25 protein-coding genes are annotated in these 23,344 nt (G+C 44.0%); 17 read left to right on the top strand and 8 right to left on the bottom strand.

Annotated features, from left to right (window positions below; all coding sequences use genetic code 11):
• Positions 1 to 68 precede the first annotated feature (68 nt).
• Together MHI48_RS25535 and MHI48_RS25530 are read left to right on the top strand one after the other, a co-directional pair.
• Entirely contained in the window at positions 69 to 467 is a 399-nt protein-coding gene (locus tag MHI48_RS25535; protein ID WP_024634146.1) for a DoxX family protein, read from the top strand.
• A gap of 351 nt (positions 468 to 818) precedes the next feature.
• The gene (locus tag MHI48_RS25530) at positions 819 to 2,402 is read left to right on the top strand and encodes a peptide chain release factor 3 (RefSeq protein ID WP_237178507.1); all 1,584 of its coding nucleotides are present in this window, start codon (positions 819 to 821) and stop codon (positions 2,400 to 2,402) included.
• A gap of 228 nt (positions 2,403 to 2,630) precedes the next feature.
• On the opposite strand, the gene sspI is transcribed toward MHI48_RS25530, so the two are convergent.
• Positions 2,631 to 2,864, bottom strand: coding sequence for a small acid-soluble spore protein SspI (sspI, locus tag MHI48_RS25525; RefSeq protein ID WP_017692323.1), 234 nt, complete (start codon positions 2,862 to 2,864; stop codon positions 2,631 to 2,633).
• 128 nt (positions 2,865 to 2,992) lie between these two features.
• Here sspI and MHI48_RS25520 point away from each other — a divergent pair, with 128 nt between their 5' ends.
• The 8 genes from MHI48_RS25520 to MHI48_RS25485 all read left to right on the top strand — a co-directional run bounded on the left by MHI48_RS25520 (position 2,993) and on the right by MHI48_RS25485 (position 10,158).
• The gene (locus tag MHI48_RS25520; RefSeq protein ID WP_076254620.1) at positions 2,993 to 3,694 is read left to right on the top strand and encodes a TrkA family potassium uptake protein; all 702 of its coding nucleotides are present in this window, start codon (positions 2,993 to 2,995) and stop codon (positions 3,692 to 3,694) included.
• Positions 3,695 to 3,720: 26 nt separating this feature from the next.
• A complete protein-coding gene (locus MHI48_RS25515) occupies positions 3,721 to 4,515 on the top strand; it encodes a TrmH family RNA methyltransferase (protein ID WP_405142170.1) in 795 nt (264 codons plus the stop codon).
• A gap of 217 nt (positions 4,516 to 4,732) precedes the next feature.
• Positions 4,733 to 5,236, top strand: coding sequence for an SMI1/KNR4 family protein (locus tag MHI48_RS25510; protein WP_405144733.1), 504 nt, complete (start codon positions 4,733 to 4,735; stop codon positions 5,234 to 5,236).
• A 331-nt stretch (positions 5,237 to 5,567) separates the two neighbouring features.
• Positions 5,568 to 6,326: an SDR family NAD(P)-dependent oxidoreductase gene (locus MHI48_RS25505; RefSeq protein ID WP_405144731.1), complete on the top strand. Its 759-nt coding sequence runs from the start codon at positions 5,568 to 5,570 to the stop codon at positions 6,324 to 6,326.
• Between the two features lie 60 nt (positions 6,327 to 6,386).
• On the top strand, positions 6,387 to 7,472 hold the full coding sequence (locus tag MHI48_RS25500) for an alkene reductase (protein WP_405142168.1): 1,086 nt from the start codon (positions 6,387 to 6,389) through the stop codon (positions 7,470 to 7,472).
• A 175-nt stretch (positions 7,473 to 7,647) separates the two neighbouring features.
• Positions 7,648 to 8,646: an NADP-dependent oxidoreductase gene (locus MHI48_RS25495; protein WP_405144729.1), complete on the top strand. Its 999-nt coding sequence runs from the start codon at positions 7,648 to 7,650 to the stop codon at positions 8,644 to 8,646.
• Between the two features lie 61 nt (positions 8,647 to 8,707).
• On the top strand, positions 8,708 to 9,286 hold the full coding sequence (locus MHI48_RS25490; RefSeq protein WP_405142166.1) for a TetR/AcrR family transcriptional regulator: 579 nt from the start codon (positions 8,708 to 8,710) through the stop codon (positions 9,284 to 9,286).
• Positions 9,287 to 9,375: 89 nt separating this feature from the next.
• A complete protein-coding gene (locus MHI48_RS25485; RefSeq protein WP_076328956.1) occupies positions 9,376 to 10,158 on the top strand; it encodes an SDR family oxidoreductase in 783 nt (260 codons plus the stop codon).
• An 18-nt stretch (positions 10,159 to 10,176) separates the two neighbouring features.
• Here MHI48_RS25485 and MHI48_RS25480 read toward each other — a convergent pair whose 3' ends face one another.
• From MHI48_RS25480 to MHI48_RS25460, 5 genes are read right to left on the bottom strand one after another with little or no spacing between them, the layout of a single operon-like run.
• Entirely contained in the window at positions 10,177 to 10,776 is a 600-nt protein-coding gene (locus MHI48_RS25480; RefSeq protein ID WP_076328957.1) for a class I SAM-dependent methyltransferase, read from the bottom strand.
• Positions 10,777 to 10,810: 34 nt separating this feature from the next.
• On the bottom strand, positions 10,811 to 11,854 hold the full coding sequence (locus MHI48_RS25475; protein WP_083677496.1) for a cell wall metabolism sensor histidine kinase WalK: 1,044 nt from the start codon (positions 11,852 to 11,854) through the stop codon (positions 10,811 to 10,813).
• Between the two features lie 49 nt (positions 11,855 to 11,903).
• Positions 11,904 to 12,584: a response regulator gene (locus MHI48_RS25470; RefSeq protein ID WP_405142163.1), complete on the bottom strand. Its 681-nt coding sequence runs from the start codon at positions 12,582 to 12,584 to the stop codon at positions 11,904 to 11,906.
• A 57-nt stretch (positions 12,585 to 12,641) separates the two neighbouring features.
• A complete protein-coding gene (locus MHI48_RS25465; RefSeq protein ID WP_405142161.1) occupies positions 12,642 to 13,208 on the bottom strand; it encodes a class I SAM-dependent methyltransferase in 567 nt (188 codons plus the stop codon).
• Positions 13,209 to 13,248: 40 nt separating this feature from the next.
• The gene (locus tag MHI48_RS25460) at positions 13,249 to 13,752 is read right to left on the bottom strand and encodes a DedA family protein (protein WP_405142159.1); all 504 of its coding nucleotides are present in this window, start codon (positions 13,750 to 13,752) and stop codon (positions 13,249 to 13,251) included.
• Between the two features lie 868 nt (positions 13,753 to 14,620).
• Between MHI48_RS25460 and MHI48_RS25455 the strand changes: the two genes are divergently transcribed.
• Positions 14,621 to 15,208 (top strand): sigma-70 family RNA polymerase sigma factor, encoded by a 588-nt coding sequence (locus MHI48_RS25455; RefSeq protein ID WP_076328962.1) that lies wholly within the window; start codon positions 14,621 to 14,623, stop codon positions 15,206 to 15,208.
• Positions 15,195 to 15,959 carry a DUF3600 domain-containing protein gene (locus MHI48_RS25450; protein WP_076328963.1) on the top strand — a complete coding sequence of 255 codons (765 nt, stop codon included), beginning with the start codon at positions 15,195 to 15,197 and terminating at the stop codon, positions 15,957 to 15,959. Before MHI48_RS25455 ends, MHI48_RS25450 begins: the two co-directional genes overlap by 14 nt.
• A gap of 58 nt (positions 15,960 to 16,017) precedes the next feature.
• Here the strand turns inward: MHI48_RS25450 and MHI48_RS25445 are convergent, their stop codons facing one another.
• The gene (locus MHI48_RS25445; RefSeq protein WP_405142157.1) at positions 16,018 to 16,893 is read right to left on the bottom strand and encodes an AraC family transcriptional regulator; all 876 of its coding nucleotides are present in this window, start codon (positions 16,891 to 16,893) and stop codon (positions 16,018 to 16,020) included.
• 108 nt (positions 16,894 to 17,001) lie between these two features.
• On the opposite strand from MHI48_RS25445, the gene MHI48_RS25440 reads away from it, so the two are divergent.
• Positions 17,002 to 18,159 (top strand): Gfo/Idh/MocA family protein, encoded by a 1,158-nt coding sequence (locus tag MHI48_RS25440; RefSeq protein ID WP_076328965.1) that lies wholly within the window; start codon positions 17,002 to 17,004, stop codon positions 18,157 to 18,159.
• Between the two features lie 238 nt (positions 18,160 to 18,397).
• Positions 18,398 to 18,529, top strand: a complete 132-nt coding sequence (locus tag MHI48_RS25435; protein WP_245838400.1) for an AraC family transcriptional regulator — start codon at positions 18,398 to 18,400, stop codon at positions 18,527 to 18,529.
• Positions 18,530 to 18,885: 356 nt separating this feature from the next.
• Here MHI48_RS25435 and MHI48_RS25430 read toward each other — a convergent pair whose 3' ends face one another.
• A complete protein-coding gene (locus tag MHI48_RS25430; protein ID WP_036605715.1) occupies positions 18,886 to 19,206 on the bottom strand; it encodes a helix-turn-helix domain-containing protein in 321 nt (106 codons plus the stop codon).
• Positions 19,207 to 19,621: 415 nt separating this feature from the next.
• On the opposite strand from MHI48_RS25430, the gene zwf reads away from it, so the two are divergent.
• The 3 genes from zwf to fsa all read left to right on the top strand — a co-directional run bounded on the left by zwf (position 19,622) and on the right by fsa (position 23,236).
• Positions 19,622 to 21,076, top strand: coding sequence for a glucose-6-phosphate dehydrogenase (gene zwf, locus MHI48_RS25425; protein WP_076328966.1), 1,455 nt, complete (start codon positions 19,622 to 19,624; stop codon positions 21,074 to 21,076).
• A gap of 535 nt (positions 21,077 to 21,611) precedes the next feature.
• Positions 21,612 to 22,505 carry a phosphogluconate dehydrogenase (NAD(+)-dependent, decarboxylating) gene (gene gnd, locus MHI48_RS25420; RefSeq protein ID WP_017692367.1) on the top strand — a complete coding sequence of 298 codons (894 nt, stop codon included), beginning with the start codon at positions 21,612 to 21,614 and terminating at the stop codon, positions 22,503 to 22,505.
• Positions 22,506 to 22,591: 86 nt separating this feature from the next.
• Positions 22,592 to 23,236 (top strand): fructose-6-phosphate aldolase, encoded by a 645-nt coding sequence (gene fsa, locus MHI48_RS25415; protein ID WP_036605718.1) that lies wholly within the window; start codon positions 22,592 to 22,594, stop codon positions 23,234 to 23,236.
• Positions 23,237 to 23,344: the final 108 nt, after the last annotated feature.

Here is a 23,344-nt window from a genome sequence, read left to right as displayed (position 1 = left end):
AAATGTGCATAATATCTTTAATCTAAGAATACTATTTTGTATATATCGAATGGAGGAAAAAGAAAATGATGTTGGATGTAGGATTGTTGTTGATTCGTTTGGTGATTGGATTGTCGTTCATGGCGCACGGGGCTCAAAAGCTGTTTGGTTGGTTCGGAGGTTACGGGATCAAGGGTACAGGTGGCTGGTTTGAGTCGATGGGCATGAAGCCCGGTGCATTGGTGGCGTTGCTGGCTGGACTCGCGGAATTCGGTGGCGGATTGCTGTTGGCTCTGGGTCTGCTTACACCAGTAGGTGGCATTCTGATTGCATTGACGATGGTCATTGCCATTGTGAAAGTCCATGGAGCGAACGGATACTGGTCCACACAGAACGGATTCGAATATAATCTCGCGATTCTGGTGATTGGTGTAGCGCTGGCATTGACAGGTGGCGGACAATACGCGCTGGATGCATTGATTTTCTAAAACCGATAAATAAAAATGAATGAGGAGTGCCTGGATGCCATGGAAACGGCTGAAGGGTGCTTTTTTTTGCAAGTGAAAAGAGAAGAATCTGCGGTAGTAATCGGTTATTTTCGGTACAGATTATGGTACAATAGGAGAGTTGGGTTAAGAAGCAGTTCACGGTATGCATGAAAGCACAGATTTGAGGAGGATGAACTCCATTGTAAATGTGTAAAATTAATCTAGTGTGTAAATACCTAGTACGTAAAAACTCGTGTACAATCAACCGGCCTCGCCGGATTGCATAAAGATTGAATGATGGACCGGCCATGCCGGATTAACGTGAATGAACGGACGAAAGGGATTAAACCTATGAGCAAAGCTGCAAATGAAATTCTTCAACAGGAAGTGGACAAACGCCGGACGTTTGCCATTATCTCTCACCCGGATGCGGGTAAAACTACATTGACCGAGAAACTGTTGCTGTTCGGGGGCGCGATTCGCCTTGCGGGAACGGTAAAAGCTCGGAAAGCCAGCAAACACGCAACAAGTGACTGGATGGAAATTGAGAAACAACGGGGGATCTCGGTTACCTCTTCCGTAATGCAATTTGATTATCTGGATCATCGCGTCAACATTTTGGATACACCGGGTCACCAGGATTTCAGTGAGGATACGTATCGTACACTGACGGCTGCCGATAGCGCGGTAATGTTGATTGACGTGGCAAAAGGTGTCGAGGCACAAACGATCAAGTTGTTCCAGGTATGTGCGAAGCGTGGCATTCCAATCTTTACGTTCATCAACAAACTCGACCGTGAGGGTAAAAGCCCATTTGACCTGATGGAAGAGCTTGAAAATGTACTGGGTATTCGTTCGGTTCCGATGAACTGGCCTATTGGTACAGGTCGCGAGCTGTGTGGTGTCTATGACCGGATGAAAAATCAGGTGGAATTGTTCCAAGGGGACGATCACTCGACGATTAAAGTACAAAAGGTAGATGGCTACAAAGATCCGATTATCCGTGAGATGGCAGGAGAATACCTGCATGATCAATTGTGTCAGGATCTGGAGTTGCTGGATATTGCGGGCGACCAATTCGACATGGAGAAAGTTCAACGCGGCGAATTGACACCTATTTTCTTCGGTAGTGCGATTAACAATTTCGGCGTACAGACTTTCCTGGAGAACTTCCTGGAACTGGCACCGAAGCCTGAACCACGTCGCAGTACGGCAGGAGAGATTCAGCCAACAAATGAGAAATTCAGCGGTTATGTGTTCAAGATTCAGGCAAACATGAACCCGGCACACCGGGATCGTATTGCGTTCCTGCGTATTGTGTCAGGCAAGTTCCAACGTGGAATGAGTGTGAAGCATACTCGTGTGGGCAAAGAGATCAAGCTGTCACAGCCACAGCAATTCCTGGCACAAGATCGGGATATTGTCGAAGAGGCATATGCTGGCGATATTATCGGTTTGTTCGATCCGGGTATCTTCCGGATTGGCGATTCACTGAGCCAAGGCAGCGAGGTTGTCTTTGAGGAGTTGCCAACGTTCTCACCAGAGATTTTCGCCAAAGTTACCGTGAAAAATGCGTTGAAACATAAACAGTACCAAAAAGGAATTGATCAGTTGACGGAGGAAGGAACCATTCAGGTGTTCCAGACGGCAAGTTTCGACGAGACAATCCTCGGCGTAATTGGTCAACTTCAGTTCGAGGTATTTGAATACCGGATGAAAGGTGAGTATGGGGTAGATGTGCAATTGCAGCGCATGCCTTATCAGTTCGCTCGCTGGATCGTGGACGAGAATCTGGACCCAAGCAAATTCCGGATTAACTCTGCGCTTGTAAAAGATAAAAAAGGGAATTATGTGGTGCTCTTCGAAAATGAGTATGCAATGAGAACGGCTATGGATAAAAATCCTACAGCTCAATTCCTGGAGACTGCGCCTTAAGTGAAGACAGAAGTATTTCGTGGGAATTGTTAAAAAATTAGTTAAACGTGACAAGCTCATGTGATGAGATAGAGTTTGTTAAAAATAAGATCCCTCCGCCAATTGGCGGAGGGATCTATTGCTATACACCTTACCTGGAGGCGGGTATGATCCAGCCGAATAAGGGAAAGCTTTCTTTTGCAGACAGAACAAACGTAATGATGGTTACCTTACCCTCCACTGCTTCGATTAGCTAAGCGGTTGGACGGGAATGGTGTGCAGATGCTCTTGCGCGATTTGAATGAGTTCTTCCTGCTTGGCAGGTTCTGTGTTCTTCCAGATCATCTCGAAAATGGCGCCAAGTCCAGGTAATGCAGCTTCCGGTCCATCTACTGAACCTTCAATCATCTCCCGGAGCTGATCATCACTCTTGTCATGAACTTTATGAACAATCGCTTCACGCAGGCTTAATGTAATGGGCATCGCAATTCCCTCCTCGTATATTCGGCTGCTCTAATACTGTTCCCTGGGAAGCACGAGCGCATTCAAGTTTATCGGGCTTTGTGGTATACTACGAAGGATTATTTACGTTAGCATGGGTATCCGTAATGATGCGTCATGCTGAAGAGCAACGGGAGGTTAAGACCCTAATGGCCAAGAAACAGTATGCCGTAATTGGCATGGGACGGTTCGGATCAAGTGTTGCCAATGCACTGAGTGGCATGGGATTCGATGTGCTGGCAATTGATGCGGACGAGCAGCGGACTCAGGAAATGTCCAATGTGGTGACCCATGCGGTATCGGCAGATTCAACAGATGAAGAAGCGCTGCGTGCGCTGGGCATACGGAATTTCGACGTTGTCGTTGTGGCGATTGGTGAAGATATTCAGGCGAGTATTCTGACAACCCTGATATTGAAAGATATGGGCGTACCGGTGCTGATCGTAAAAGCTCAAAATGAGCTTCATGGTAAGGTATTGCAGAAGATTGGGGCGGATAAAGTCATCTATCCTGAGCGGGATATGGGACTACGCGTAGCCCATCATCTGACCTCGCCTAATATACTGGATTACATCGAGTTATCTGAGGATTACAGCATTTTGGAGATGAGAGCCTCCGAGCAAATGATCGGTAAAAACTTGATGGAATTAAACATCCGTGCACGTTTTGGTTGTAACGTGATGGCGATCCGCAGTGGGAACTCGATGAACATCTCGCCGTACGCTGAGGATCGGATCGAAGCTGGAGATGTGCTGATCATTGTGGGTCACAAGGATCATTTGACGAAAATGGAGCTTGCGTATCCGAAGTGATGGATGCAGATGGGAAGGATGGAAAGATGGATATTGTATCACCGCAAAATACACGTGTAAAAGAATGGGCGCAGTTGCTGGAGAAAAAGCATCGTACCCGTCAACATAAATATATCATTGAGGGCATTCATTTGGTCCAGGAAGCATTGCGCGCTGGAGCGGATCTGGAGTGTATTGTGTACGATGGAGAGCAAGGCGTACCGAATGAGCTTGCCGGGCTTGAAAACCCGCTTCAGCGTGTGGAGTGGGTCAGTGTATCTCCTGCGGTTATCGCCAAATGTACGGATACAATGACTCCACAGCCTGTATTCGCGATTGTGCGTAAAGGCAGTGAGCCACTGGAAAGCCTGATTACCGGAGCGCGCGGGCTTGTTGTGGTGCTGGATGGTGTGCAGGACCCAGGGAATGTGGGGACAATCATCCGTAGTGCGGATGCAGCTGGAGCTGCTGGGGTGGTACTTGGCGCTGGCTGTGCCGATGTCTATAACCCAAAGACGATTCGTTCGACGATGGGGTCATTGTTTCATCTGCCCATTGTGGAGGGACAGTTGGAATCCTTGCTTCCCGAAGCGAAGGCTGCGGGCGTGAAGCTGGTAAGTACTTCTTTGCAGGCAGAACATTCATGTTATAGTTATGATTTTACGCAGTCGGTATGGCTTGTGATCGGTAACGAAGGCAAAGGTATCTCGGACGCTACAGCACGCTTGGTGGATGATGCAATTACGATCCCGATGCAGGGACAGGCAGAATCGCTTAACGCGGCAATGGCGGCAACGATTCTGTTGTTTGAGGCGATGAGACAGCGGATATTTAATAACTAAAAAATTCCTGTCCAATTTCAAATTAACCGTTCCTAACTAAAATTAACTTTCCGCAACTCACCAAAGGCTGGAACCTGGTTGCCGCTTTTCTCGGGCCATGTTCCCAGTCTTTTTGTCTTTCTTTTTGAAGCACCACAGCAGGGATTTTCCATTCAAATCCCGAATAGGTGATATAGTTTCTATTTCTTAAGCTGATGGGCAGGTGTATGAATTGGAAGTGAATAATGGAAAAGGAAACACTCACTTTAGGGAATTTATGACTTGGGCCGGGGAAAAAGGCTGGGACATAATGAGTAAATCCGGTTCGCAGTCACATTTAAACAGCAGCATTACTTCAAGATATAAAGGACTTCCGGATGAATATTTAGAATTTCTAAATGTAGTTGAAAAATGCGTTGCACCGGATGAGCAAACCTGGTTTATTTGTGAGGCTGAGTTCAACAATAGCACGGAGACTGCATTCCAATGGAATGAATTTGAAATGCTTAGTTTGGAGGCAGCAGAGGGTGATTCTATTTGGCAGTCAGAGATAACGGCCTGGTGGGATCATCACTTGCCGATCGTAATGTCTGTGGAGGATGGATATACATTCTATGCCATTGACTTAACAACCGACAGTGGGGCTATTGTCCGTGGATGTGAGCCTGAATTTGAAGAGGTTGAAAAGGTATCCGATTCGTTTGGAGAATTTCTGGCATGGATGATGTCGAATTCAGATTAGCGTAGCTAGGAAAGGTTGATGGTATACTTGTGGCCATTGGCCTGACATTAGATTATTCAATGAAAGAAAAGTTAGTTCTGCTTAATTTGAAGGAGTGAAACATGTAGGAATTCTTAATTTATGATATAAAAATGGTTTATATAGCGTTATTTTATTCTCATTTAAGTGTGTTCCAAGCATATTTTCTATATAAAATAATTCTTTACTGTTCGTTCTAGAAATGATATGCTAACAGCAAGTTAGATCTAACTACTTTTTTTTGCACAATAAAGAACGATCGTTCTCAAAACTGAGATTACACTAATCTAAAGAATATAAGGGAGAGAATATGATGAAATACACAGTGATTACAGGAGCAAGTTCAGGAATTGGATATGAAACAGCATTGGCATTTGCAGCACGGGGCAAAAACTTGATTTTGGTAGCCAGAAGATTGGATAAGTTGGAAGAACTTAAATCAACTATTCAGGGTATCGATCCTAAAGTAAATGTTGTCGTTCATACAAGCGACCTGTCTGTTACCGCAGAGGCGTACGAACTGTATAACGATTTGAAGGAATATGAAATTGAGACTTGGATCAATAATGCAGGGCTTGGAGAAGGCTCGTTCATTGCTGAACAGAATTTGGATAAAGTGGAGACCATGCTGCGTGTTAACATCGAATCTTTGACCATTCTATCTACACTGTATGTGCGAGATTATGCGAATGTGGAAGGCACTCAATTGATTAACGTCTCATCCGCACTCGGATATGCCATTGCTGTAGGCAGTGTTGCTTATTCTGCATCGAAATACTACGTTAGTGCCTTCACAGAGGGCCTTGCCAAAGAACTGGAATTGAAGGGTGCAAAACTAAAAGCGAAGGTGCTTGCACCAGCGGTCACGGAAACAGAATTTGTGCAAAAATCAATAGATGCTGAAGGATTTGATTACAAGGCAAACATGTCTAAGTACCACACTGCTAAAGAAATGGCAGGCTTCATGATCGATCTGTATGATCACAATGAAGTGGTCGTGGGAATTGTAGACCAGAACTATGAGTTCCAACTGACAGGTGCGATCTACCCGGTGATTTCAGAATTGAATTAATACAGCAGAATCCAGAGGATACATTTACAAAATCTCAAATAAGAAGAGGAGTACATTCAATTGGAAAAGATATGGAGTAAAACAAAGATTGGCAACATGGAATTGCCTCATCGACTAGCGATGGCACCTATGACACGCAGTCGAGCACAAGAAGATGGTACACCTGGAGAGTTGGCGGCACTTTATTATGCTCAACGCGCAACGATGGGACTCCTGATTACGGAAGGAACACAACCTTCCGATGATGGACAGGGTTACTTATGGTCACCGGGCATCTACACCGATAAGCATATTGAAGGATGGAAGAAGGTAACGGATGCGGTGCATGAAGCTGGCGGTTATGTATATATCCAATTAATGCATGCGGGTCGCATGTCACATCCGGACAATACCCCGCATCATCGTCAACCGGTTGCTCCGTCAGCAATCGTACCGGGTGTAGAAATGTTTACGGCTACAGGGATGCAGGATATCCCCGTTCCCCGGGAATTGAGTCAGGAGGATATTCAAACGACCATTGCCGATTTCCGAAAAGCAGCAGCCGCAGCGATCGAAGCAGGGGCGGATGGCGTTGAAATTCATGGGGCCAACGGATACTTGATCAATCAATTTTTAGGAGAAAATTCGAATACACGCACAGATGAGTATGGCGGATCTATTGAAAATCGTGCTCGCTTTGCGATTGAAGTAACCAAAGCCATTGTGAAGGAAATAGGTGCAGAACGGACAGGCTTCCGTATCTCACCAGGCACACCACTGGGTGGAATTCAAGATGGCGAACAAGGTCCTGAACTGTATCGCTATCTTGTAGAAGAATTGGCTCAATTGGATTTGGCTTACCTTCATGTTATGCATCTTGGAGATGAACAACTGCTCCAAGACATTCGTTCGATCTGGCAAAATCCATTGTTGGTCAATCGGGCTGGAAGAACGTTGGAGGATCTCAGTGTCGATTTAGATCGTGGTCTCGCTGATGTGGTACCGGTTGGTGTATGGTCCTTAGCTAATCCAGATTTGGTGGAACGACTTCGACAAGGTGCGCCACTGAATGAAGCAGATCCGACAACCTTCTTTGGATTGGGAAGTAAGGGCTACACGGATTATCCTACGTTGGAAGAATTAAAGTCGCAAGAGGGGCTACACTAGCACAAACCATGGAGCATGGCGTACAACTGAACATTGCGCGCCATGTTCCTACATAAGTTGAACTACTTATTTACACGATAACAGCGATTGGAGGGTTGTTCTGTCATCGTAGTGTCAGTGTAAATAATCTTTAGTTCAACTTATATAGTCTATAAGCAAAGGAAGAGGATAGATGATGAGAGCAGCTCAAATACAGAAATACTCTAAAAAAATCCAGGTGGAAATCAATAATATTGAGACACCTCAGATTCAGAGCCATGAGGTCCTTGTCAGAGTGAAAGCTGCAGGTGTAAATCCGCTGGATATCTTGAATATGAATGGTAGTGTTCGGATGATTGCCGACTATACGTTACCTTTAACTTTAGGGAATGAATTATCGGGTGTCATTGAAGCTGTCGGTGATGATGTTTTGAAATTTAAAGTGGGGGATTCGGTCTATACCAGGTTGCCACTAAATAAAATTGGTGCTTTTGCTGAATATGCGGCTGTACATGAGGATGCCTTATCCATTATGCCTGAGAATCTGTCTTTTATCGAAGCTGCTGCGGTACCCCTTACTGCCCTGACCGCATATCAAGCATTGCATGATGTACTCCGAGTTGAACCGAATAAAAAGTTGTTTATTCCTGGCGGAACCGGGGGATTCGGTGCGATGGCTATCCCGATTGCCAAGTCCATGGGATTAACGGTGATTACAAGTGGCAGTGAAAGGGGCAGAGCACGTAGTTTATGCATTGGAGCAGATCAATTCATTGATTATAAGACCGAGCACTATGCTGATATTCTGTCCAATATTGATTATGTGATCGACACCTTGGGTGCGGACGAGATCAAAGCTGAACTGAGCATTTTGAAACCACAGGGGAAATTAGTCTCTTTGAAAGCAGGACCCAATTATCGCTTTGCAGTGGACAGTCAATTCCCGTTGTGGAAAAGAGCATTGTTTGGTCTCGTAGGTGCACGCTTGGATTCCATGGCACGGAAGACTGAAACTGAATACCGTTTTTTATTTGTGCATTCCAGTGGGATTCAATTGCAAGAAATCACTTCTCTTGTAGAAAAAGAAGACATTAAACCTTCGATCGATTCTACGTATACGTTTGAGGACATTGAAAAGGCATTGATTAAAGTATCAACGGGTCACTCCCAGGGCAAAGTCATTGTTACCTTTTAAAGGCTCGTTAAGATCATGCTTGTGTTATTTAATGTTCGTTTTCTGAACAGGAGGGAAACCAATGGCGAGAAGCAAAGAGTTCGAAGAGTCTGTTGTACTGGATAAAGCGATGAGACTTTTTTGGGAACAAGGTTACGAGAAGACGTCTATGACGGATCTGGTTAATCATATGGGAATTCATCGTAAAAGCTTGTATGACACATTTGGTGATAAACATACCTTGTTTCTAAAGTCAGTAGATCTGTATGATCACAAAATCAGCTCCGCTCTTGCAGCAGGCGTAACGCGTTCTACAACGGCAACGGAAGCACTTCAGTTTATATTTCTTTCTTTAATTCATGGAGAGGAATCTCCAGCATCAGGCTGCTTCATTGTTAATTCGACGGTAGAATTGGCGGCACGTGATAAAGACATGAACCACCGATCGACGGAGATGTTTGCAAATACGGAGAAACTAATCAAGGACATTATTGTGTGGGGACAGCAAGAAGGTGAATTCACAACGGAGTACAACGGCGAAGTATTAGCGGAATATCTGCATAACGTAAGCATTGGGTTAAGGGTGATGGCCAAGACCTCGATGACCAAGGAAAAACTTCTTCGTATAGCGACGCTATCCTTGGATCTCATACGGAGGTAGTCTATTTTTTTCACTATTATAGAACGTTCGTTCAAATATTGATATTCCAGATGAAACATATTTTATAGAAAAGAGAGGCAGGTAACGATATGAGAAAGACAGTTCTAATCACAGGGGTATCGGGTGGGATCGGTAAAGAGTTAGCAGATCGGTTTGCCAAAGGTGGACATCATATTGTGCTGGTAGCACGAAGTGAGGGTAAAATACAGGGTCTAGCTCAGGAGTATCGGAAAAAGTATGGCATTCAGGCGACGGTTATTGCCAAAGATGTAGCGGCACCTGGGGTACCACAGGAGATTTATCATGAGCTGAAGGAAAAGGGCATTGTTGTTGACTATCTTGTCAACAATGCAGGTTTCGGTCTGTTCGGGACGTTTATGGAAACAGATATGGAACAAGAAGTTAATATGATTGACGTGAATATCAAGGCTTTAACCGTCATGACAAAGCTGTTCTTACCGGATATGATCCAACGTGGGCATGGCGGTGTGATGAATGTGGCTTCGTTGGTAGGTTTTTTCCCTGGGCCGATGATGTCGGTATATTATGCAACAAAGGCATATGTACTATCGTTCACTGAGGCTTTGGAGAATGAAGTAAGCGGTACTGGCGTTACAGTGACAGCACTGTGTCCAGGTCTGACATCTACTGGATTTGTTGATCGTTCGGGTATGGGTGTCTCCAAGATGTTGCAAGGCCCGATCATGGAAGCTGGACAGGTGGCGCAAGAAGGGTATCAAGGCTTCTTGCGTGGCAAGACATTAATTATGCCTGGTGCTCGAAACCGATTCATCGCGTTTATGCCGCGGTTGTTGCCGCGTAAGATGATGACTCGCATAATTAGATCCTCACAGGACAAGACAGGACATTAAACATATAAAGAGGATAAATCAGATCTTCCCCAATTCGATCGCTTCACGTTGTCCTTCATCTTGTCTTTTACGACAAACATATACAAAAACAGGAGGGAAGCTGAAGGGCACAAATTGAATTTTTTCCATCTCAAATAACTCAGCTAATTGTTTCCTCATATGAAGGGAGTACTGGTACAAAACTAACGTGCCTCCAGGTCGGAGCGCTGTATCGATCTGTGACAGGATGTTTTGTCTCATTTCTCTGGAAAAATTAAAAAAGGGCAGTCCGCAAACGATGCTATCCAACTGATGCACATGTTCTTGGTTGATCCTTTTTAAAAGATAGGATGCATTGGAATGGAACATGAATTCAGGATATGTTTTCTTCAGATTACTTCTCATTTTGGTGTCTCTTTCAAATAAAAACACGGTTGCCGATTTCGGTAATTGTGATCTTATAAGCCGGGTGATGGCCCCTGTTCCTGGCCCCAGCTCAGCAATGGTTCTTACCTCATCCCATAGTACAGATTGGACAATTTTCTTAGCCAAATATTTGGAGCTGGGGAGGATACTGCCTACTCGTTTGGGGTTTCTCAGAAATCCTTGCAGGAAAAGAAGTGGTTCGGATGTTTTCATCGCGGTATCCTCCATTATCAATGCTATTGATGTTTCACTGGATGTTAGAAGGCAAGCTTAGTTGGAATATAAATACGTTACGCGTATGTTTTAGTGTTAAAGTCCCCTGATGTAAATCCGCAATGTTTCTCGCAATAGAAAGTCCCAGACCAGATCCTGATTGAATACCTTCGCTATTCCTCGAATAATCCACCTTATAAAAGCGATCAAACAGTCTGTTTTTTTGTTCTATCGTTAGTGGTATGCCTTTATTCTCTACTTCAATGGTAACGTGATTATGCTGCACACTCATTCGAACATGAATCGTGCCCGGTTTAAAGGAATACTTGAGTGCATTCATGAGGAGATTGTCGATGGCTCGAGCGATCTTATCACTATCTAGGGAAACCATGATTGGAGCATTACCGAGAGTTTTTTCAATACGAATCCCATGCTCCTGAGCTAAAGGTTCGAATTCAAACAACAATTGGTCCAATAGCTGACAGAGGTCAACATTTTTTAAATCCAATTGGGTGTTCACTTCGTTAAGACGCGTATATTCAAATAAATCATCGAGTAACTTCTTCAAATGCGTTGCTTTGTTATAGGTATTTTGGATGAAACGATCATACTCTGCTTTGTCTTGAAATGATTCTGATTTGAGAAGCTCAATATAGCCAATTATGCTGGTAAGCGGTGTACGCAGGTCATGTGAGATGCCAGTGATCATGTCCATCTTGGATTGCTCCAATTCACGTTCTTTAGCAATCTGTTGCTTTAACTGTTCTGTCATATGATTGATGTTGGAAGCGACGCGTCCAAGTTCATCTTGTCGATTGACAGGTACCCGATAGTCCAGATTGCCCTCAGAGATGAATTGAAGTCCTTGCTCCAAAGTAATGAGATCTCTCACAATTTTTCGTGTGGAAAACAAAAAAATTAACGTGAAAATTACGATGAAAATTGGTGTTAGAACATAAGGAAAGATGTAGAGGAGCGAAGGCCAATTAAATCTTTCACTAATTTTTGCGGCAGCTATGATCAACATATTATTTACACCCACAGAGCCAACAAACGAAATCAATAAACTGATCAACATTTGATATAGGATGTTAATCTGTATCTTTTTTTTAAAATGTGGTAATCGTTTAATCAATTTTATATCCCACTCCCCATACCGTTTTAATGTAATGAGGTTCCCGCGGATTTACTTCCAATTTCTCTCGCAGGTTACGAATATGAACCATCACCGTATTATCTGAATACCCGTAAGGTTCTTTCCATACGGTTTCGTAAATTTTCTCGGAGCTAAATACTTGTCCAGGATGGCTGGCAAGCAACACCAGAATGGAGAACTCCAGTGGTGTAAGCGAAATGTCATTATCTTGGAGCTTCACAGAATGTTTACTCGTATCAATGACAAGGTCCTTGATTAAAATAAGTGAATTGGATTCTGGTTTCCCGATCAGTGTTTGACGTCGTAACTGAGCTTTAACGCGAGCAAGTAACTCTAATGGATTAAACGGTTTGACCATGTAATCATCGGCCCCGGTAGTCAGGCCCGTGATTTTATCAATGTCTTCTTCCTTGGCGGATAACATAATAATGGGAGTGGGTGATACTTCTCTTATTTTGAAGCAGGCTTTGATTCCATCCATAATGGGCATCATAACATCCAGAATAACGAGTTGAACCGATGTTGTTTTGATAATATTTAGCGCTTCCTCACCATTGGCTGCTTCAATGACATGATATCCTTCGTTACGTAAATAGACATGAATGACATCCCGGATATCGGGTTCATCATCAACAACGAGAACGGTATTCATAATTCAACACTCCTTAAAAATTAGGATAACATCAGTGTAAACGATAGTCTGGAATGTTTAAATTGTTTCCTTTTTGCGACAGACATAAACGAAAGCAGGTGGGATATTCAAAGGCACTAATTCTATTTTTTTGATGATAAAGTGTTCGGATAATGTTTTTTTCATTTGAAGTGAATATTGAAAGGCGATGAATAATCCTCCAGGTTTGAGTGCCTTATGGATCTGGTCTACCAACGTATTTCTTAATTCAGGCTCAAAGTTGAAGAAGGGCAATCCGCTAAAAATGTAATCCAGTTGCTCAACGCCCTCTTGATTCATGGATTCTACCAATCGAGCGGCGTCTGGATAACAGGAGAACTCCGGGTATGCCGTCTTAAGAGTATTCCTCATCGTTTCGTTCATCTCAAACAATAGGACTTTGGTGGAATCGTGTACTTGTTGATGAATATAGCGAGTGATAGGACCTGTACCCGATCCAAGCTCGGCGACTGCTTTTGCCTCTAGCCAAGAGGCTTGCTTCACCATTTTGCTGGCGAGAAACCGGGAACTGGGTATGATACTGCCGACATGTTTAGGGCTTTGCAGAAAGCTTTTCAAAAATAAAACAGGTTCATTGGAATTCATAGGGTTCCTCCATAATGTGATGGTATGTTATCCAAACCAGTTAGAAATGTAATAAATGAAGCGTCGATAGAATGGGGCCGCCGAAGTAAATTCCCGCTGTAAAATACGTTATGGTCCATAACAAAGCACTGAAATAGGAGATGAGAGCAAATTTTCTATATTGCACGCCACTGAGTCCCATCACTAAAGGGAGAATATATCGCACGATTGGAATGAACAAACCGATACACATCGCCCAATTGCCACTTTTATTCAGAATCAGTTCAGCCTTGACGAAGTGTTTATGATGTTGAAACTTGTGTTTTATCTTGCTTCCAAATAGCTTCCCTGCAAAATAAGCAAAGGTAATGGCCGTTAATAGTCCAGATAAAATACAGAAGTATGTGATCCATGAATTGATAACTCCTGTGTGGCTCAGAATGGCACCGCTGATAATCGTGATTTCATTTGGGATTGGAATACCGAAAGGCCCTAATGAGAAGGCAAAATAAAAAATCAGATAACCATACTGATGAAGTAGCTCTAAGATCGTATTACTGATCATTGTTTTGCCTCCTCTCTTGTTGATATTGACATCATAATGAAAAAAACTAAGGAATTAATGAGCATATTTCTGAAGAAAATCTAAAGAATACATAAGCAAAGCCAAACAACTTATGTTTAAGAGAAAAAAGCCTTGCCAACGTACTGGCAAGACTTGAACAGGTAGAACTATTCAGAAGCGGTGATCAAGTGATATGAATTTCTGAATATCAAATAAAGTTTGCCTCAAAAAGGAACGTATAAGCTAGCTCGAGTTGATTACCTATATCTTTATCTGTAAGGAAGAGGATGAGCATCAAAGAAGAGCCGAGACGTCATAATGACGACTCAGCTCTTTTTTTATGTCCCAGGGGATCAGACTTCTTTGAATCAGCTTATTGTAGGAAGTAGAACCATCTGAATTTGGTACCAGCAACAATAAACAAAACAATCCATCCCCATAAAAACAACAAACGTAGAGGTCGTGGAATCAGGAGATATTCTGAGTACAATTTGCTGAAAAGTTTCATTACAGTAGTGACCACCCCTGCTAAGTTACTCCCTTATATCCGCTTTCGCAAGAAAAAGAAGTAAGAAGATAAGATAACCAAGATCCCAATAAGTCTATATACCGTAGCGTAGGCCTCAAGCTTGCTTCTGGCAATTACAAATCCGATGATCGAAATAGATAATATCAAAAGACCAAAGGTGTTTTTATTACTCAGATGCAGAGAACCTCCAATTATATAAAAATTAGGTATATTATATCATGATAAACACCAGAGGACCTTTTTGTATCAGATTCAGCCATACCTACTCATTCAATAAATAAATCGAACGATATGATGCTGGCATGCCAATATATAGTGTAAGGAGGAGGGGAATGGATAATGAGTGAACAAGATGAGTACATAGAACTTGTAACGTTAATACGGGCGGGGCATGAAGAAGCATATGGAGAATTATATGAGAAAACAGTGACGAGGATATATCAAACTGTGCGATTTCTCATCAAGGACAAGTCTGACGCGGAGGATGTGGTACAGGAGATTTACATTCAGGCGTATCGATCATTGGCGCGATATGATGCGGAGCGTGCTTTTCGTCCCTGGTTGATGGGGGTGACGATGCGACAGGTTCAGAGTTATCGACGCAAAAGATTGATGCAGTTTCGGTTTGGCAAGCGGATTGAAAAATCTGACGTGGGACTAGAATATGATTTTTCCACTGATCTGGTCAACAAACTGGCAAATCGTCCTTTGCTGGAACAGGTACGCCGTTTGCCGTACAAGCTGCAGCAGGTGGTCACACTTCATTATTTGAATGAATATACGCAAGAGGAGATTGCTGGCATATTGGAGATTCCGCTTGGAACCGTAAAATCGCGCATACATGCGGCGCTGGCGAAGTTAAGACAGAAAGAGAAGATGAATCCAAGATTGCGGGGAAAGGTGGAGGATCTGCATGAAACTCGATGAACAGTTGCGAACAGCCTACCAGGAAGAGACCAAAGACTGGTCCGTTCCTGTGAGAATTAAACATGAAATGATGGATGGTATTCGAAGTGATTCGCACATCAGAAGAAATCGAAAAAAATGGCTGATCACGGGGCTCTTGGCTGTTGTGCTCATTATTCCCACCGGAGCCTACGCAGGATACACCTATCTCGCAGATGGAATATATGGTTCGCAGGAGAATATCAAAGCTATGGGGGGAACAGCTGAGGATTATATGAGGTTGGAAGCAAAGCTGCAGACGGCCAAGGCCCATTTCAGCGAAGAAGAATTTGTTCAATATATGGACTTGCTGAAGCAATTAGGGCAAATGGCCGTGAAGTATGCGGATTCTCAGGGCAATATGCATCCAGAGCAGTGGAGTACAGTGGAGCAGGAACGATATAACCTTCTTGTAGCCGAGCTGGAACCGTTTTTTGAGAAGCTGGAAGCTGTGAGTATAGGGTCCTCCAAAAGACTGATGGACGAGCAGCAATTTTGGACGGAACAGTTGGAACAGGCAGAGAAGACATTCACCAAGGAACAATATCGTGAGTTCAAGTCTGTCTATGAACAAATGAAGAAATACAAAGTTATGGTGATGGACAAGGGTGGAAGTATCCATGAGGAACGCTTGTCAGCGGAGCAGAAGGATGATTTAAGGTATCTAGAGAGACGCCTAATTCCCTATTTGAAACGGTTGGAGCTCAATGTCGTTGAGTCGGGTGAACTGTGAAAGAGGAGCAGAAGCGGAGAAGTGAATTCTTTCGCTTCTTTCTTGTTGTTGTGATCCATTACTTCCTCCCCTGCACCTTCAGCCGATATTGATGTGGTGTAGAGCCTGTGGTAGTACGGAATACTTTGCAAAAGTAGGAGGGGCTGGTCATACCGACACGGTGACCGATTTCGGGAACGGTGAGCGAGGATCGAGTGAGCAGCACACAGGCATGACGGATGCGGGTGGCTTGAGCATAAGCAACGATGGTGGTGCCAGTCGCTTTTTTGAATACATGAGATAGATGATAGGGGGACAGATGAAGTGTATCTGCGATATGCTCCAAACGAAAAGGCTCCTGGTAATGCTGTTCAATCCATTGCATGATGGCTTCGGCATGAGGGTGAAGAACGGTTGCACTGGACGAAAGTACATCTTGGGAGCGGCTTTGCTGCCCGTCCTGCCACAGATAGCGAAGTTGTGCGAGCAGATCCAATAAAAAGAGGCGTGTATCCTCCTCTATTACGTGGGGAAGGAGAGCTGGATACGTATCTGCATATTGTTCCATTCGTTGAACGAGTGGGGATGTGGCAGCAAGTCGGATGGGCTGAATGGGGGATTGCTCTTCCAGCAGATCCTGTATGAAGTCGTGAGTAACGATAAATTGGGGCCAATGTGCCTTCAGTAGATCAAGTTCAACCATGAGTACATTTCGAATGAAAGGCTGCTGTCTGGATACTTGAATCTGGATGTGATGCAATTGAAAAGGTCGAAAAATCATGAGCATACCGGGTTCAAGGGAGAAAACCTGACCTTCGGTTATCAACTGCCCATATCCTTCGTGAATATAGGTTATCTCCAGCTGCGAATGAGCATGGAACACTTCGCGAGACGTAGTGTTGGATGTACGACGACAGACCAGATTAAATTGTTCTCCCAGAAAGATGGACTTCATGAATGCCTCCCTTATCATGCGCAAGATAGTTTTATTTTAGCACAAGATGAACGCATAAAAGCGCTTTATTATTGTGTATTGTGAAGGGAATAAGGGAGGTATGCAACGATGTTAAAAGTGGCGATTATCGGAGCAGGTGCAATTAGTGGAGCACATATCTCAGCATATTTGGCGTTCCCTGAGCGATGTCAGATTGTTGCTGTGGTCGATATCTACGTGGAAAAAGCACAGAAGCGAATTAATGAATATGGTCTGGAAGGTGCACAAGCTGTCACGGATTACACAGAGTTACTTGCCCTAAACATTGATCTGGTATCAGTCTGTACACCACCGTATACGCATGCTCCCATTGCGTGTGATTTCATGCAAGCAGGCTCACATGTGTTGGTCGAAAAACCGTTGGCTTCTTCCCTGGAGGAAGCGGATCTGATGTTGAGGGCAGCGCAAGCAAGTGGCAAGTTGTTATCCGTAGTAGCACAGAATCGGTTTACGACACCAATGATGAAGCTAAAAGGTGTGCTGGACAGTAAACGGATGGGACCGATTGTACATGTGCAGGTTGATTCGTTCTGGTGGCGGGGCCACAATTATTATGATCTGTGGTGGCGCGGGACATGGGAAAAAGAAGGCGGAGGCTGTACCCTTAATCATGCGGTGCATCATATTGATGCCATGCTTTGGATGATGGGACCTCCAGTGGAACTACAGGCGATGATGGCAAATACGGCACATGATAATGCCGAAGTTGAGGATATATCCATGGCGATGCTTCGCTTCCAGGAAGGGGCGCTTGGCATGATTACCAGTTCCGTCGTACATCACGGAGAGGATCAACAGTTAATTTTTCAGGGCAAAGAAGCCCGGGTATCTGCACCTTGGAAAGTGGTTGCTTCTACCGCGCGGAATAACGGATTTCCGGAACCAAATCGAGAGTTGGAACACCAGATTCAGAAGCTCGCTGACGAATTACCGGATGTTACTCATGTCGGTCACGCTGGGCAAGTTGAGAATGTGTTAAACGCTATTGAGACAGGATCACCCCTTCTGGTGGATGGCCAAAGTGGTCGGAATACGCTTGAACTGATTGTGGGTATCTATAAGTCGGCGAGTACGGGAGAAAAGGTTGTTTTCCCACTAGGGGCGGAAGACGCGTTTTACACAAGAGAAGGAATTATGCAACATGCCGTACACTTTTATGAAAAAAAGAAGACGGTGGAGAACTTCGAGGATTCGAGTATTACACTCGGGAGCAAGTTGGATTCGTAGTGTTTTCCGTGAAAAGGATGCTCCTCACATAAGTGAGAATGGGCATCTTTTTTTGTACTAGATCCATTACACCTACCTCACGATAAAAAATTAATACACCCGGTTTTTCCATCCATTTAACTCGCAATCGCTTCAAGATAATAATCTCCATAGTCATGGATTGGATCAATAAAAAGAGAGCGCGAATGAAACGCTTTCGCAGTTAGCGGATTCACGTCATCTGAAACACTTGGAGAAGATGATGCAATGGGTTGAAGAGCATTTCAAATATGAGATCAGATTGGACCAGATGGCGGCAGATGTTCATCTGTCCAAATCATATGCTTCCCGCATTTTTCATCAAGAGACAGGTAGCAGCATAACGGACTAGGTTTAGTCTAGAGGTTGAAGCAAGCCTATTTTCTCCCTGAGACAATAACACTTTTGATGAAAAAGAGTGGCAGACGTGCGGAATTTCAAGTGAATCGGATTTCCAGTTATTTCGCAAATCTGCCGGGACGAGCCCGCTGTATTATCAGCAACAATTTGAACGGAACAGTAAGCATTAATTTGGTTTGCAAAATAATAGCGTTATTACGTCTCTATACACAATTAGTATTTACCGTTTGAATTAAAAAAATCCCGGATGCGGATGGCACTAGCCAGTTGCTAAATGCGATACTCCAACCTCCGGGATTGCACATCGGTAACTTCAAGCTAAATAAACATTAAGGATTCCTCAAGCTGTTACAGCCACTTATCAGCCCAACGTTCCACGGCGCTTAAAGCTCTCCCCAGTTCCGTTCCTTTTCGTGACAACATATATTCAGTTCGAACTGGACGTTCCGTGACCACATGGCGAACCACAAGTCCTTCTTCCTCCAATTCCTTCATTCGCTCATTTAACACACGTTTGCTCAAGTCAGGGATATAAGCGTGAATCTCACTGAAGCGTTTGGGTTCCTCCATCAACGCATGGATAATGAGGGCTACCCATTTTCGGCCAATGATCTGATAAGATTGTTCCACTTTTGTGCATATTTGCTTGGCATTCTCATCATCGCTCATGATTGTACTCCTTTGATTTAGTATTGCTTGTAATATCATTAGTATACTTATTGTAACCTACTTGTCCACAGGCCATATGTGTAAAATGTCACATACCAATTGTTCTTAATGTTACCACATAAAGCGTTATCATCAAATAAAAACCCTATAAACACTGGAGTTCACAGGTTCGACACGATTGTTGACGAATTGTGACGACAGGTGTAATATGGGTAACGTTAATTCAAATGGTTACAATTTATAACCTAAACACAGGTTGTGGAGAGAAGGAATGTTCCATGGTTGAATTCAGGTGTGTTATATAAACGGAGGCAAGGCGGGGACCATACCCACTTATTCCGTCTTTTGTCATGCTTGGATTTGAACATTTTGCAACATCATATACTATACTGCACAGATCACAGGAGGCACTCCAATGGATGCAATGACATTTGTCCTGTTCGGGGCAACAGGCGATTTAGCCAAACGCAAGATTTACCCTGCATTATATAATTTGTACATGGATCAGAAAATGCCGAAATCCTTCTCCGTTATCGGTTTGGGACGACGTGAGTTGTCAGATACGGACTTCCAGGCGAATGTTGAAAAGTCACTGCATGAATTCTCACGTCAGACGCCGGAAGAAGCATCTCAAGTTCGTGATTTCATTGGAGCTTTCCGTTATTGTTCTTTAAATAATACGAAGCTTGAAGATTACACCAAACTGTTGGAGTTGGTTCAACAGCGTGAACAAGAGCTTAACATTCCCGAAAACCGCATGTTCTACATGTCGGTGGCACCGGAGTTCTTTGAGCCAATCGCATTAAACATTCAAGAAAGTGGCCTGGGCAACACCAAAGGCTGGAAAAAACTGATTATCGAAAAACCATTCGGACATGACCTGCAATCGGCTCGTGATCTGAACGAAAAACTGAGCAACACCTTTGCGGAAGAAGAGATCTATCGCATTGACCATTTCCTTGGTAAACCGATGGTTCAAAATATTGAGACGCTCACTTATGCGAATCCGGTAATTCAGGCGTTGTGGTCTAACCGTTATATTGCCAATGTACAGATTACGGCAAGTGAGACGGTGGGTGTTGAAGAACGTGCCGCGTATTACGACCAAAGTGGTGCTCTTCGTGACATGTTCCAAAACCATATGCTTCAGTTGCTGATGATGATTGGTTTGCATTTGCCAAAACGTTGCACACCGGAAGAAATTCAATTCAAAAAGCAAAAAATTGCTGAAGCACTTCGTCCGTTGACAAAAGAAAATATCGCTTCTGAAGTTGTTCGTGCGCAATATGCAGCAGGTGAGTTGCAAGGTTCCTCGGTTGTTGGATATTTGGACGAGCCTGGCATTCCAGCCGGATCTCAGAATGAGACCTATGTTGCTGCAAGACTTTGGATCGATGATCCGTTCTGGAGCGAGGTTCCATTTTATATCCGTACAGGTAAACGCCTGGCTGAGAAATCCACCCGAATCGTTGTTGAGTTCAAGGCTCCACTGAAGACCGGTCATGAATCCGAAAACACAACAGAACCTAACCTGCTGACGATTGAAATTGGTCCGGGAGAAAGCATCTCGCTTCAATTAAATGCGAAGAATCCATTGAACCATGGTGAAGTGGAACCAATGCATATGACCTTCAACTCAGGTAAACGTAACATCCCTGAAGCTTACGAGAATCTGATCTTTGATGCAATGCGTGGAGATTCCACCTTCTTTGCACACTGGAACGAAGTGGAGCTGGCATGGCAATGGGTGCAACCTATTCAGGAAGCATTCGAAGCGGGCAGCGTGCCACTGGATACGTACAGTGCAGGTTCGCATGGACCAGAGTCAGCAGATCGCCTGACAGCAGCAGACGGCTTCCGTTGGTGGTAAGTGAAACGAAAGAGTGAGCATAAGAGAACACAAATAGTAAAAACAACTTTACAATCCGTTCTGCTCACAAATAATCATTTGCACAAATCCAAACAAACCTTTCCAAGTTAACAGGATATAGAACGAAATGTTTTATTCCCCTAGAGCTTGTACTCAGAAGCGAGTTGGATGGAAGCAAATTGCTGATATAACAAAGTAACTATTACGAATCATACCGTTCCAATTTTGCATAAGCCCTTCCGGTTATGATTGCCGGAAGGCCGTGAAAATTTTTGAATATAGATTAGCGGACGCACTGAATTTTTTGCCTAAGTAGCGACGTAGTGTAGGGGACGGAATCGATTCTGTAGAAGCAAAGCGTTCGCCTTTGTATCCAAATTTCATCAATTTAAAGGTTGATGAAAAGAAATTTGGATACAACAGCGATTGAAAGAACGAGCCGTAACCGGAACGGTTGCTGCGAAACGGGAATGTAGTCTGGCGCTCTGCAACAAAAGTGAAATTTAAACATTGTTCATAACAGGAGGATTTTGAAATGAAACTTGGACTTGTCGGATTAGGAAAAATGGGATTGAACCTGGGTAGAAACCTGATTGATCACAAACACGAAGTGGTTGCTTTTGACCTGAACGCTGAAGCAGTAAATGAAATGAAAGAATACGGCGCTGAAGGCGTATCTTCATACGCAGAGATGGTGGCTTCGCTCGAATCCCCACGTGTATTGTGGATCATGGTCCCTCACAACGTGGTAGATGCTGTGCTGGCTGAAGTTAGTCCATTGTTGTCCAAAGGCGACATCATTATTGAAGCGGGTAACTCCCACTATAAAGAATCCATCCGTCGCTACGAAGAGATGAAACCTAAAGGCATTCACTACATGGATGCAGGTACATCTGGCGGTATGGAAGGTGCACGTAATGGAGCATGTTATATGATCGGTGGAGACCCGGAAGCTTGGGCAATCGTTGAACCGGCATTCAAAGATACTTCCGTTGAGAACGGCTATCTGTATGCAGGTAAAGCGGGCAGCGGTCACTTCCTCAAAATGGTTCACAATGGTATCGAGTACGGTATGATGGCATCCATCGGTGAAGGTTTTGACGTATTGGAGAAAAGTGGATTTGACTTTGACTTCGAACAAGTGGCTCGCGTATGGAACAACGGTTCCGTTATCCGCTCTTGGTTGATGGAGCTGACAGAACGTGCCTTCTCCAAAGATGCAAACCTCGATGAGATTAAAGGCGTAATGCACTCTTCCGGTGAAGGACGTTGGACGGTAGAAACGGCCTTTGACCTTCAAACCGCTACACCGGTTATCGCGTTGTCCTTGCTGATGCGTTATCGTTCCCTGGAAACAGATACATTCACAGGTAAAGTGGTAGCAGCATTGCGTAATGAATTTGGCGGTCACGCTGTAGAGAAAAATTAATTTTATATATAAATGTTAACATATGATGAGAATCGGGTAATGACTTATATCGTGTTTACGAATTCATCAAGTGGAGGTAACATATCATGAAATTTTTCTTAGATACAGGGAATGTGGAAGAAATCAAACGGATCGAACGTTTGGGTCTGGTGGATGGAGTCACGACTAACCCGTCTTTGATTGCCAAAGAAGGTCGCGTATTTAAAGAAGTCATTCAGGAGATCTGTGGCGTTGTTAAAGGCCCGGTCAGTGCTGAAGTCATCGGTCTCAAAGCCGAGGATATGTTGAAGGAAGCTTATGAAATTGCAGAATGGGCACCGAATGTAGTCATTAAATTGCCGATGACCGAAGATGGGCTGTACGCTTGCCATGAGTTGACGCAAAAAGGGATTAAAACCAACGTCACGCTGATTTTCTCCGCAGCACAGGGCCTGATGGCGGCGAAAGCCGGTGCAACCTACATCAGTCCATTCGTTGGTCGCTTGGACGATATTGCGGTGGATGGTATGAAATTGATTCGTGATCTGCGTCTTATTCTGGACATGTATGATCTGCCTTCCGAGATTATCGCAGCAAGCATTCGCAATATCAAACATGTAGAGGATGCAGCCCTTTCCGGTGCGCATATTGCCACCATCCCAGGTTCGCTTCTGCCAACACTTTGGAAACACCCACTGACGGACAGCGGGATTGAACGTTTCCTGAAAGACTGGGAATCTGTTCCGAAATAAAAGGAAAGACATTACCTGAATCTTTGGGTGGTCTGAACATAGAGCCTTTCGCCTTGCAGAGTAATCTGCGGGCGAAAGGCTTTTTTATCTCGAGCTTATGTAGTTTCC

The sequence above is a fragment of the Paenibacillus sp. FSL H7-0942 genome (assembly GCF_045040715.1).
In the GTDB taxonomy this organism is placed as follows: Bacteria; Bacillota; Bacilli; order Paenibacillales; family Paenibacillaceae; genus Paenibacillus; species Paenibacillus amylolyticus.
This window is presented reverse-complemented; position numbering and strand designations above follow the sequence as displayed.